The sequence below is a fragment of the Streptomyces phaeochromogenes genome (genome assembly GCF_001418655.1).
Taxonomy (GTDB): domain Bacteria; phylum Actinomycetota; class Actinomycetes; order Streptomycetales; family Streptomycetaceae; genus Streptomyces; species Streptomyces phaeochromogenes.
In genome coordinates this window covers 22,570-35,055 of the sequence record NZ_LIQZ01000056.1, presented here as the reverse complement: position 1 = coordinate 35,055, position 12,486 = coordinate 22,570, and the positions used below count along the sequence as shown (strand labels likewise).

The 12,486-nt window shown below is 70.0% G+C and carries 10 protein-coding genes; 1 reads left to right on the top strand and 9 read right to left on the bottom strand.

All coding sequences use genetic code 11. The features are described from left to right. From AOK17_RS08140 to AOK17_RS08105, 8 genes are all read right to left on the bottom strand, one after another. A partial coding sequence (locus AOK17_RS08140; RefSeq protein WP_157881284.1) for a response regulator occupies positions 1–300 on the bottom strand: 300 nt, incomplete at its 3' end. Between the two features lie 124 nt (positions 301–424). Continuing rightward, positions 425–1,135 (bottom strand): potassium-transporting ATPase subunit C, encoded by a 711-nt coding sequence (locus AOK17_RS08135; RefSeq protein ID WP_055611651.1) that lies wholly within the window; start codon positions 1,133–1,135, stop codon positions 425–427. A gap of 6 nt (positions 1,136–1,141) precedes the next feature. Then, entirely contained in the window at positions 1,142–3,277 is a 2,136-nt protein-coding gene (kdpB, locus tag AOK17_RS08130) for a potassium-transporting ATPase subunit KdpB (RefSeq protein WP_055611650.1), read from the bottom strand. Further along, entirely contained in the window at positions 3,274–4,938 is a 1,665-nt protein-coding gene (kdpA, locus tag AOK17_RS08125; protein WP_055611649.1) for a potassium-transporting ATPase subunit KdpA, read from the bottom strand. Before kdpA ends, kdpB begins: the two co-directional genes overlap by 4 nt. An 8-nt stretch (positions 4,939–4,946) precedes the next feature. Beyond that, the gene (kdpF, locus tag AOK17_RS08120) at positions 4,947–5,036 is read right to left on the bottom strand and encodes a K(+)-transporting ATPase subunit F (RefSeq protein ID WP_037659531.1); all 90 of its coding nucleotides are present in this window, start codon (positions 5,034–5,036) and stop codon (positions 4,947–4,949) included. Positions 5,037–5,332: 296 nt separating this feature from the next. Then, entirely contained in the window at positions 5,333–7,171 is a 1,839-nt protein-coding gene (locus AOK17_RS08115; RefSeq protein ID WP_055611648.1) for an APC family permease, read from the bottom strand. 209 nt (positions 7,172–7,380) lie between these two features. Further along, complete coding sequence (locus AOK17_RS08110) at positions 7,381–8,202, bottom strand: DUF4118 domain-containing protein (RefSeq protein WP_425424600.1); 822 nt, start codon at positions 8,200–8,202, stop codon at positions 7,381–7,383. Beyond that, on the bottom strand, positions 8,199–10,778 hold the full coding sequence (locus AOK17_RS08105) for an ATP-binding protein (protein WP_079052863.1): 2,580 nt from the start codon (positions 10,776–10,778) through the stop codon (positions 8,199–8,201). Before AOK17_RS08105 ends, AOK17_RS08110 begins: the two co-directional genes overlap by 4 nt. 301 nt (positions 10,779–11,079) lie before the next feature. Between AOK17_RS08105 and AOK17_RS08100 the strand changes: the two genes are divergently transcribed. After that, positions 11,080–11,625: a DUF1707 SHOCT-like domain-containing protein gene (locus tag AOK17_RS08100; RefSeq protein WP_055611646.1), complete on the top strand. Its 546-nt coding sequence runs from the start codon at positions 11,080–11,082 to the stop codon at positions 11,623–11,625. Positions 11,626–11,709: 84 nt separating this feature from the next. Here AOK17_RS08100 and AOK17_RS08095 read toward each other — a convergent pair whose 3' ends face one another. Continuing rightward, positions 11,710–12,441, bottom strand: coding sequence for a MerR family transcriptional regulator (locus AOK17_RS08095; RefSeq protein WP_055611645.1), 732 nt, complete (start codon positions 12,439–12,441; stop codon positions 11,710–11,712). Between the last annotated feature and the right edge of the window lie 45 nt (positions 12,442–12,486).

The window sequence follows — 12,486 nt, the reverse complement described above, 5'->3', positions numbered from 1 at the left end:
GGTGACGTAGTCGTCGGCGCCCGCGTCGAGCGCGGCCACCTTCTCGTCGGAGGCCCGGCGGGCGGACAGCACCAGGATCGGTACGCGGGTCCAGCCGCGCAGCGCCTTGATGACGTCCACCCCGTCCATGTCCGGCAGACCCAGGTCCAGGACGACCACGTCGGGCTGGCGCGCGGCGGCGAGACGGAGCGCGGTGGCGCCGTCGGGTGCCGGGTCCACTCCGTACTTGCGGGCCTGAAGGTTGATCACGAGGGCCCGGACGAGCTGAGGGTCGTCCTCCACCACCAGTACCCGGGTCATCGGTGTACGCCTTTCCTGTTGCACGGAGGGCCGAGGTCGTACGGAACAAGCTTCATGGCTGCGGGAGTTGACGGAACGGGGTGTCGCCCCGGCCGCCAACTCCCGCATGATGCGCGTAAGGCCATCAGCTCTTCGCCACAAGTTCCTTGAGCGCGATGTTGAGTTGGAGGACGTTGACCGTGGGCTCCCCGATGAAGCCGAGCGTACGGCCGTCGGTGTGGTCGTCGACCAGCTTCTGGACCTGGGCGACGGGCAGCCCGTTCTTCTCCGCGACCCGGTGGACCTGGATGTCGGCGTACGCCGGGGAGATGTCCGGGTCCAGGCCGGAGCCGGAGGAGGTGACCGCGTCGGGCGGCACGCTCTTGACCGTGTAGCCGTTCACGGAGTTGTCCTTGATAACGGCGTCCTTGGCGGCGACGACCCACTGGCAGAGGGTGGCTTCCTCGGCCTTCGCCGGGTCCTTCGGGCAGACACCGTCGACCGCGCCGTTGTCACCGGAGCGGTTGGTGGCGCCGGACAGGATCAGCTTGTACTGGGTGTTGACGCTGTTGGTGCCCAGGCCGTTCTGCGGACGGCCCTGGAACCACTTCAGGTCCGGCTCCGGGGTCTCCTGGCCCTTCTTCAGCGGCAGGTTGTAGGCCTGGCCGATGAGCGAGGAGCCGACGACCTTGCCGTTCGACGTGATCTCCGAGCCGTTCGCCTTGTCGTTGAAGAGTCCTTGGGCGACGCCGGTGATGGCCAGCGGGTAGATGATGCCCGTCACCACCGTCAGGACGAGCAGCGCGCGCAGGCCGGCCCAGAGCAACCGAGCAGTGTTGGATACCGAGTTGTTCATTGCCGATCAGCCGATTCCGGGGATGAGGGAGATGATCAGGTCGATGATCTTGATGCCGATGAAGGGCGCGATCAGCCCGCCCAGGCCGTAGATCCCGAGGTTGCGCCGCAGCAGCTTGTCCGCGCTCACCGGCCGGTACTGCACGCCCCGCAGGGCGAGCGGCACCAGGGCGATGATGATCAGCGCGTTGAAGATGACCGCGGACAGGATCGCGGAGTCGGGCGAGGACAGCTGCATGATGTTGAGCTTGTCCAGGCCCGGATAGACCGCCGCGAACAGCGCCGGGATGATCGCGAAGTACTTCGCGACGTCGTTGGCGATGGAGAACGTCGTCAACGCGCCCCGGGTGATGAGGAGTTGCTTGCCGATCTCGACGATCTCGATGAGTTTGGTCGGGTTGGAGTCGAGGTCGACCATGTTGCCGGCCTCCTTCGCGGCCGACGTACCCGTGTTCATCGCCACGCCGACGTCCGCCTGGGCCAGCGCGGGCGCGTCGTTCGTGCCGTCGCCGGTCATCGCGACGAGCTTGCCGCCCGCCTGCTCGCGCTTGATGAGGGCCATCTTGTCCTCGGGAGTGGCCTCCGCGAGGAAGTCGTCGACGCCTGCCTCGTCCGCGATCGCCTTGGCGGTCAGCGGGTTGTCACCCGTGATCATGACGGTCTTGATGCCCATTCGGCGCAGTTCGTCGAACCGCTCGCGCATGCCGTCCTTGACGACGTCCTTCAAGTGGATGACGCCCAACACCCGGGCACCTTCGCTGTCCTCGATCGCCACGAGCAGCGGGGTGCCGCCCGCCTCGGAGATCCGGTTGGCCAGGGTGTCGGCGTCCTCGGACACCTCGCCGCCCTGCTCCCGGACCCAGGCCATGACCGAACCGGCCGCACCCTTGCGGATCTTGCGCCCGTCGACGTCCACGCCCGACATACGGGTCTGGGCGGTGAAGGCGATCCACTCGGCGCCGGACAGTTCGCCCTGGCTCCGCTCGCGCAGCCCGTACTTCTCCTTCGCCAGGACGACGATGGAGCGGCCCTCGGGCGTCTCGTCGGCCAGTGAGGAGAGCTGGGCGGCGTCGGCCAGGACGGCGTCGGTGGTGCCGCTCACCGGCACGAACTCGGAGGCCTGCCGGTTGCCGAGCGTGATGGTGCCGGTCTTGTCGAGGAGCAGGGTCGACACGTCACCCGCCGCCTCAACTGCCCTGCCGGACATGGCGAGTACGTTCCGCTGCACCAGCCGGTCCATGCCCGCGATGCCGATCGCGGAGAGCAGCGCGCCGATGGTGGTCGGGATCAGACAGACGAGCAGGGCCACCAGCACGACCATCGTGAGGTGCGTGCCCGCATAGTCCGCGAACGGCGGCAGCGTGGCGACGGCCAGCAGGAAGACGATCGTCAGCGAGGCGAGCAGGATGTTCAGCGCGATCTCGTTGGGCGTCTTCTGCCGGGCCGCGCCCTCGACCAGGGCGATCATGCGGTCGATGAAGGTCTCGCCCGGCTTCGTCGTGATCTTGATGACGATGCGGTCGGACAGCACCTTCGTACCGCCGGTGACCGCGGACCGGTCGCCGCCGGACTCGCGGATGACCGGGGCCGACTCGCCGGTGATGGCCGACTCGTCCACGGACGCCACGCCCTCGACGACGTCACCGTCGCCGGGGATGATGTCGCCCGCCTCGCAGACGACCAGGTCGCCGACGCGCAGTTCGGTGCCCGGCACCTGATCCTCGGATCCGCCGTCCTTGGACAGCCGGCGCGCGACGGTGTCGGTCTTGGCCTTGCGCAGGGTGTCCGCCTGGGCCTTGCCGCGGCCCTCGGCCACCGCCTCCGCCAGGTTGGCGAAGATCACGGTGAGCCAGAGCCAGGCGCTGATGGCCCAGCCGAACCAGTCGCCCGGGTCCTTGAAGGAGAACACGGTCGTCAGGACCGAGCCCACCAACACCACGAACATCACGGGGGACTTGACCATCACCCGCGGGTCGAGCTTGCGACAGGCGTCCGGCAGCGACTTCAGCAGCTGCTTCGGGTCGAACAGACCCGCGCCGACGCGTCCTTCGTCCTTGTGACCGGTCGGCACATCGCTGTGCGGCGCCCGGGTGGGAGTAGTCGTGGACACGGTGTCCTCTTGCTTCTCTATACGGGTGGTCATGACGCCAGCCCCTCGGCCAGCGGCCCCAGCGCGAGCGCCGGGAAGTAGGTCAGACCGGTGATGATGAGAATCGCGCCCACCAACAGCCCGGTGAACAGCGGCTTTTCGGTGCGCAGCGTGCCCGCGGTCGCGGGCACCGGCTTCTGCTCGGCGAGCGAGCCGGCCAGCGCGAGGACGAACACCATCGGCAGGAAGCGGCCGAGCAGCATCGCAAGACCCAGCGTGCTGTTGAACCACTGCGTGTCCGCGTTCAGACCCGCGAACGCCGAACCGTTGTTGTTCGAGGCCGAGGTGTAGGCGTACAGGATCTCGGAGAAACCGTGCGCGCCGCTGTTCGTCATCGAGTTGCCCGGGGTCGGCAGGGCCATCGCCGCGGCGGTGAAGACGAGCACCAGCGCCGGGGTGATGAGGATGTAGCAGGCGGCGAACTTGATCTCGCGGGTGCCGATCTTCTTGCCCAGGTACTCGGGCGTACGGCCCACCATCAGACCGGCGATGAACACCGCGATGATGGCCATGATCAGCATGCCGTAGAGGCCGGAGCCGGTACCACCGGGCGCGATCTCGCCGAGCTGCATGCCGAGCATGGTGATGCCGCCGCCGAGTCCGGTGAACGAGGAGTGGAACGAGTCCACCGCACCGGTCGAGGTCAGCGTCGTCGCCACCGCGAAGATCGACGAGGCGCCGACTCCGAAGCGGGTCTCCTTGCCCTCCATCGCGCCGCCCGCGATGTCGAACGCGGGACCGTGGTGGGCGAATTCGGTCCACATCATCAGGGCCGTGAAGCCGATCCAGATGGTGACCATCGTGGCGAGGATCGCGTAGCCCTGCTTGAGCGAGCCGACCATCCGGCCGAAGGTCCGGGTGAGCGCGAACGGGATCAGCAGGATCAGGAAGATCTCGAAGAGGTTGGAGAACGCGTTGGGGTTCTCGAAGGGGTGGGCGGAGTTGGCGTTGAAGTAGCCGCCGCCGTTGGTGCCCAGCTCCTTGATGGCCTCCTGGGAGGCGACCGCGCCACCGTTCCACTGCTGCGAACCGCCGGTGAACTGGCCGACCTCGTGGATGCCGGAGAAGTTCTGGATCGCACCGCACGCCACGAGCACGATCGCGGCGATCACCGAGATCGGCAGCAGGATGCGGACGGTGCCGCGCACCAGGTCGGACCAGAAGTTGCCGAGCTCACCGGTGCGCGAGCGAGCGAAGCCGCGGACGAGCGCGACGGCCACCGCGATACCGACCGAGGCGGACAGGAAGTTCTGCACCGCCAGGCCGCCGGTCTGTACGACGTGGCCCATGGCCTGTTCGCCGTAGTACGACTGCCAGTTGGTGTTGGAGACGAACGACGCGGCGGTGTTGAACGCCTGGTCCGGGTCGATCGATGAGAAGCCCAGCGAGCCGGGCAGGCTGCCCTGGAAACGCTGCAGCAGGTACAGGAACAGCACACTCACCGCGGAGAAGGCGAGGACACCGCGCAGGTACGCGGGCCAGCGCATCTCCGTGTTGGGGTTGGCGCCGATGCCCTTGTAGATCCACTTCTCGACGCGCAGGTGCTTGTCCGAGGAGTAGACCTTGGCCATGTAGTCGCCGAGGGGACGGTAGGCGAGAGCCAGGGCCGCTATGAGAGCGACCATCTGGAGCACGCCGGCGAGTACGGGACTCATATCGCTGCTCAGAACCTCTCCGGGAAGATCAGGGCGAGGACGAGATAGCCCAGCAGGGCGACGGCCACGATCAGGCCGACGATGTTCTCGGCGGTCACAGCTTCGTCACCCCCTTGGCGACGAGAGCCACCAGCGCGAACACCGCGATCGTGGTGACGACGAAGGCCACGTCGGCCATCGCAAGCTCCTAGATGAGGTTCGAATCGAACGGACGATTAGAGGAAAGCGCCTCTCTGGCCGGATTCGAGCGCCGTTGACGGCTCCCATACGCAGGTTCGTACGGCTTTGACGGAACCCATACGGCGGGCTGATCCATCTGCGTGAACCAATCCCCCCGGGCGCCTGAACACCGCCGCGGTGAGCCCTCCGGGAGGAGTGCTTCCGGCGCTCGGGATCAGATGCGGAACCGCAGCCGGCAGATCACCGCGTCCGTGTCCTTCCGGACGGCATGGGCGACCACGGCACCCCGCTGGTTCTGCAGCAGCCGCTGCCACAGCCGGTCCGGCTCGACCTCGGGGATCAGGACGGTGACGCGGGTGCCGGGCTCGGCGGCGGCCGTCTCGCCCACGTACGCGGCGATCGGACGGCCCAGGGCGCGGCGCTCGGAGGTGAGCCGGATCAGCGGCACCCCGGGGTCCCAGCGCGCCCAGTCGCGCTCCAGCTCGTACAGCTGGGCGCGGTCCTCGGGGTCGGGGTGGCAGACGGTCACCGCGCGCACCTCGTCCCCGAGCGAGGCGGCGGCGTTCAGGGCCTCGACCGTCAGCCGCGACAGGTTCGACACGGGCACGATCACCACGGAGCGGTCGCGGTGCGGATGCTCGGGGATGCGGCCCAGGCCCAGGCGCTCGCCGATCCGGGCGTACGCGCGGTGCACGGCCGTGAAGGCCGCCACCAGCAGCGGCAGGGCGATGACGATCAGCCAGGCGCCCTCCTCGAACTTGGTCGCCGTCACGACCACGGCCGACACACCGGTCAGGACGCCGCCGAAGCCGTTCAGCAGAGCCTTCCCGCGCCAGCCTCTCCCCCGCTCCCCGCGCCAGTGGACGACCATGCCGACCTGGGCGATCGTGAAGCCGACGAAGACGCCGATCGCGAAGAGCGGCACGAGCGTGTTGGTGTCACCGCCGGAGAAGACGAGCAGCGCGGCGGAGACCAGGGACAGCGCGAGTACGCCGTGGCGGTGGACCTGGCGGTCGGCCTTGAGGGCGAAGACGTGCGGCAGGTAGTTGTCGCGGGCCAGCAGCTTCAGCAGGACCGGGAGCCCGCCGAAGGACGTGTTCGCGGAGAGCGCCAGCAGGATCATCGTCGCGAACTGGATGACGTAGAAAGCCCAGTTGTGGCCCAGCGAGGCGTCGGCCAGCTGCGCGAGGACGGTGACGCCCTCGACCGGCTGGAGGTGGAAACGGGAGATCAGCACGGACAGGCCGATCAGCATCACGCCGAGCACCGCGCCCAGCGCCACCTCCGCGTGCTGCGCCCGCTTCACGCGCGGAACGCGGAAGGACGGCACGGCGTTGGCGATCGCCTCCACGCCGGTGAGTGCCGAACAGCCCGAGGCGAAAGCTTTCAGCAGAAGCAGCGCACCGACCGTGGTGGCGTTGTCCGAGAGCACGGAGGCATGGCCCGCGGCGGCTTCCGTACTGACCGGCGCGGACCGGAACAGGCCGACGCCGATCAGGATCAGGATCGAGACGACGAAGACCGCGGTCGGCACGATGAACACCCGCGCCGACTCCACGATCCCGCGCAGGTTCACCGCCGTGATCAGCACCAGCACGACCAGGCACAGCCACAGCCGGTCGCCGTACATGGCGGGGAAGGCCGAGGTCAGAGCGGCGACACCGGCCGTGACCGCCACGGCGACGTTGAGTACGTAGTCCAGGACGAGCGAGGCCGCCGCCACCAGGCTCGTCCGCGCGCCCAGATGGGTCTTCGCGACGGCGTACGACCCGCCGCCGTCCGGGAACGCGGCGATGACCTGCCGGTACGAGGCCACCAGCACCGCGAGCAGCCCGGCGATCGCCAGCGTGACCGGCAGGGTGAAGCCGAGGCCGTGCGCGCCCGCCGCGGCCAGTACGAGGACGATCGCCTCGGGGCCGTACGCCACCGACGCCATCGCGTCGAGCGAGAGCGCGGCCAGGCCGGTGACGGCGGTGAGCCGATGCCGTTCACCGCTGTCGGGCGGTTCCTCGGCGGCGGGGGCCTCGCCGGGCTCGATGGTCAGGACAGACATGGGATTCGTACTCCTTCACGCACGGAAAGGCCCGTGCATGTGGGAGGGCGATGCGCGGGTGCGCTCAGGTTCTGTCCGGTTCCGGCCGTGTCCGGCCGCTCCTTGCGCCTTCTTCGCGCCCAAGGGCCCAACCTTGACGTGGTCCTGACGGCCCTGTGATGCGCCCGTGCCGTTCCCCGGGGTCAGCGCCCGGCATCAGTTCCCCGGGGTCAGCCGTCCTTCACCGGCCCTGCCGTGTCGAGGGCCGTGCCCGTCTGGTCGGCGAGGGTGACGGCGACGAGGCGGGCCTGGAGGGGCGGTACGGGACCAGGGCCTGGGGTGAGCATGAAGCGGCCGAGGTAGTGGCCGTTGCCGTAGGTGCGGAGCTCGATCTCGCCGTCCGGCCAGCCGTCGATGTCGACGTCCCGGTGCCGTCGGCCGACCGCGACGTTCCCGTCCTGTTCGAGGCGGGGCGGCCGGCCCATGAGGGTTCCGTACTCGAAGCGGCAGGCGCGCAGCCCGAGCACCTCGGTCAGCTGGCCCCGGACGTGGTCGACGACGGTGTCCGAGGACTTGGCGGACTGGGCGAGTTCGGCGGTCTCGTGGATGCGGCGGAGGTGGTCGGCGTCGGTCACCGTGATCACTTCCAGGCGGCGGGCGCGGGCCGCGAGCTGGGACACGATCAGGCCGACGACCAGCAGAAGTACCGCGGTCTCGACATCGGCGGAGGTGTTGATGTCGAAGGTCTGGTAGGGACGCGTGAGGAAGAAGTCGAACCAGGCCGCCGCCGACAGTGCCGCGAGCGCGCCCGCCACCCGGCTCCCGAGGGCGGCGACCGCGACGACGGCCACGACGAGGATCAGCGCGGCGTTCGTACGGGACAGGTCGGTGCGGAAGGGCACCAGCAGGAGTGCCACCAGGAACGGTCCCGCGAGGCCTGCCGGCAGGGCGAGCCGGTCCCGGAGCGGATAGCCGGTCATCACACCGTCACCTCCTGCGTTCGCCCCGGCGCCCGAGAGCCGTGGCCCTCGTATACCGCTTTCGGAGCTCATGAGCCGCCTCCTGTCCTCTGCGTATCACTGGCGCGCCGCACCTGCACCTGCTCGGCGAAGGGCAGGGACAGCACCATGGTCAGACCCCCGCCCGGGGTGTCCTCCGGGGTGAGGGTGCCGTTCATCGCCTCGGTCAGGCCCCGCGAGAGCGCCAGGCCCAGGCCGAGGCCCGTCGTGTTGTCGGTGTCGCCGAGGCGCTGGAAGGGTTCGAAGAGCCGGTCCCGGTCGGTGGACGGGAGGCCGGGACCCCGGTCGACGACACGCAGCTCGACGCGGCCCGCGTGGGCACTGGCGGCAAGCAGCACCTTGCGCCCCGGCGGACTGTGGCGGGCGGCGTTGCCTGCCAGGTTGGCGATCACCCGTTCGAGCAGGGGCGGGTCGGCCAGTACCGCGGGCACTTCCTCCAGGTCCGCCACCTCGACCTCGGGGGTGTCGGCGAGCGCCGCGGGGAGGACCTCCTCCAGGGCGGTGGCGCGCAGGTCGAGGGTGAGTGCGCCGGCCTGGAGGCGGCTGAGGTCGAGGAGGTTCTCGATCAGCCGGTTCAGCCTGGCCATGGACTCGTCGGCGGTGGCGAGGAGTTCGTCCCGGTCCTCGTCGGAGAACTCCACGTCCCGGCTGCGGAGCGAGGAGACGGCTGCCCAGCCCGCGGCGAGCGGCGTGCGCAGATCATGGCCGACCGCCCGCAGCAACGCCGTACGCATCCGGTCGGCGGCCTTGACCGGTTCGACCTCGGCGGCGGCCTGGGCGAGCCGGGACCGCTCGACCGCCGACCCCACGTGCGCGGCGAAGGCTGCCAGCACGCGCCGTTCGGAGGACGGGAGGATGCGGCCGCGCAGCACCAGGAAGGCGCCGGGCCCCGCCGGGACCGCCGTCACGCCGTCCTCTCCGGGCGGCTCGTCCACCAGCTCGGCGGAGTCCATGCCGAAGGTCTCGCGGGTACGTTCCACCAGCGCGGGTATGGTCGCGCCGCCCCGCACGATGGTGCCGGCGAGCGAGGACATGGTCTCCGCCTCGGCGGTGGCGCGGGCCGAGCGTCTCGACAGCCGCAGCGAGCGGTCGACGACCGCGGCCACGGTGGCGGCGACCACCGCGAAGACCGCCAGGGCCAGCAGCGCGTTCGGATCGTTGAGCGTGAACTGCCCCACGGGCGGAATGAACCAGTAGTTGAGCAGCAACGACGCCGTGACCGACGCGATCACCGCCGACGCGACCCCGCCTATGCATGCCACCCCCACCACGGTGAGCAGGAAGAGCAGGGCCTCGCTGGTGAGGTTGAGCTTGTCCCTGGCCACGTCCAGGTCCAGCAGGAAGGTGAGCGCCACCGGCAGCAGCAGACCGGCGACCGGGCCCGCGATCCTTCGTACGGTCGAGAGGGTGCGCCTGCGTGAGGGCAGCAGCGTGCCGCGCCCGGCGCGCTCGTGCGTGACCATGTGGATGTCGATGTCGGCGGAGAGTTCGACGACCGTCTCACCGGTGCCGCGTCCGGTGGCGAACCGTTCGAGGCGGCCACGGCGGCTGGTGCCGAGGACGAGCTGGGTGGCGTTCTCGGCGCGGGCGAACTCCACCAGGGCGGCGGCGACGTCGTCGCCGATCACGGAGTGGTAGCTGCCACCGAGGTCCTCGATCAGCCGCCGTTGCCGGGCCAGGGAGGCGTGCGAGGCGCCCGCGGCGAGGCCGTCGCTGCGGGTCACGTGCACGGCGAGCAGGTCACCGCCCGCGGACCGGTCCGCGACGCGGGCGGCCCGCCGGATCAGCGTGTCCCCCTCCGGCCCGCCGGTCAGCGCCACCACGACCCGCTCCCGGGTCTCCCACACCCCGCCGATGTCGTGCTCGGAGCGGTAGGACTGCAGCGCTTCGTCGACGCGGTCGGCGACCCACAGCAGGGCGAGCTGCCGCAGCGCGGTCAGATTGCCGGGACGGAAGTAGTCGGCGAGAGCGGCGTCGACCTTCTCCGGCGCGTAGATGTTGCCGTGCGCCATCCGCCGGCGCAGCCCCTCGGGCGGGATGTCCACCAGCTCGATCTGATGGGCCCGTCGTACGACCTCGTCGGGCACCGTCTCGTGCTGCGGTACGCGCGTGATCTTCTCGACGACGTCGTTCAGCGACTCCAGATGCTGGATGTTGAGGGCGGTGACGACATCGATCCCGGCCGCGAGCAGTTCCTCGATGTCCTGCCGCCGCTTGGGATTGCGGCCTCCCCCGGGAACGTTGCTGTGGGCGAACTCGTCCACGATCGCGACCCGCGGGCGCCGCGCGAGGACCGCGGCGAGGTCCATCTCCTCGAACTCCCCACCGCGGCAGGCGCACGAGGCCCGCTCGACGACCTCCAGACCGTCGAGCATCCCTTCCGTGCCGGGCCGCCCGTGGCACTCGACGAACCCCACCACGACATCGACGCCACGCGCCGCCCTGCGCCGCGCCTCGTCGAGCATGCGGTAGGTCTTCCCCACGCCCGGGGCGGCTCCGAGGTACACCTTGAGACGTCCGGGGCGTCCAGGACGTACGTCACCCGCACCGGCCTCTGCCTCGCTCCCGCCGGTCCGTACGTCACTCGTCCTGTCCCGTACGTCACTCATCGCAGCCGACGTGCTCCGCTCACTGGCGATCAACTCCCCGGGGGGAACAGTTACTTCCCCCACCGAAGCGCTTGTCCGGGGCGCTCGGAGCACTCCTTGACGCATCCTTGTCGCCGGTCGCGAGGACGTTGACACCGCCTTGACGGGGGCTGGGCCGAGCGGGTGCCAGGGGGTGCGCCAAGTCGGGCGAGCAGGGCCACGGCGACGAGCGGCCGACATTCCCGTCGGATGCCTTGCCCGCAATGGATCTCGGCGCCTTCGCATCGCCCGTACGGCACTCGTACGGCACTAGAGTGAAACGGTGACCTCTCCGCCGGAAGACGCGCCGTTGCCGATCAGCGAGGACGACCGCGACACGGCCGTGCAGCGCCTCCAGGACGCCTACGCCGCAGGACACATCTCGCACGAGGACATGGACGGACGCCTCGACCTGGCGCTCACCGCCAGGACGCACAGCGAGCTCGTTCCGGTGCTGGCCTCGCTCCCGGCGGAGCGTGCGGCCCCCACGTCCACGATCGCCGCCGCCGGGGGACGGATCCAGCGGCGCGGCCCTTGGCGGGTGCCTCGGTTCCTCAAGGTCGAGTCCGCGTTCGGCAGGGTGTACCTGAACCTGTCCCGGGCGGTCATCGAGCATCCGGTGGTCGACATCGAGCTGCAACTGGGCACCGGCAGGGCCAAGATCAAGGTGCCTCGCGACGCGGTCGTCGACGTCGAGGGTCTGCATACCGGGTGGAAGGACTCGCGCTACAAGCCCCGGCGGCGCTCCCCCGGCACCGGCGGCCCGACGATCCGGATCTCAGGGGCAATGGGGTTCGGACGGCTGACGATCCGCCACGCGCGACGTTGAGGCTCCGTCCGGCACGGTGACAGTCCCGTTCGCGGCGGCGCACGCCGGCCGGGACCGTGTTCCCGTGCTTCCGAACCCGCCGAGTCACACGTCCAGTTGGGCGCGGATGAGCGTGTCGAGTCGCCGCCACGCCGGGGACGAGGCGTTGACCGTGCCCTGGATGAGGGCGGGGATCTCGGAGGCCGCGTCCAGCCCGGGCAGTTCGTCCGGTCCGTAGCGTTCCCGGGTCGCCTCGGCGGCGCGGCGGGCGAGGTCGTCGATGCGGGGATCGTCGGCGTCGAGGTCGTACGCGTGGTCGTAGTCGAGGAAAAGCTGCCGCAGCGCCGGGTCGGCGAGGATCTCGGCCTGGTCGTGGAACAGCGCGATGGCCCGGTCCGGGTGGGTGGCGAACACGAGGATCCACAGGTCGCGTTGCAGGTCCACCCAACGAGGCGTGAATCCCCAGCGGGCCAGGTCCTCCAGATGGGCGCCGACCTCGGCGGGCAGCGGTGCGAGATCCCCGGCGGCGAGCCTGCGCAGACGCCCCTGCGTCGCCCGCAGGCCACGGATGCGGTCGGTGAGCCCGTCGTCGATCTCTCGCAGCGCCTGCTGGAACTCCTCGTCGCCCGCCGATCTCAGGTCCCGGATACGGGCCAGGGGGACGCCGGCTTCGGCGAGCGTGCGGATCTTGATCAGGTCGATGACGTCGTTCGCGCCGTACCGCCGGTAGCCGGACGCGTCGCGGTCGGGCTCGGGGAGCAGGCCCTTGTCGTGGTAGACGCGGACGGTCTTGACCGACACCCCGACATACCCGGCCAGCTGCCCGATGGTGATCACCCGGCCATCGTGCCACTTGACCCTGCCCCTGGGGCGGGGTTGCAG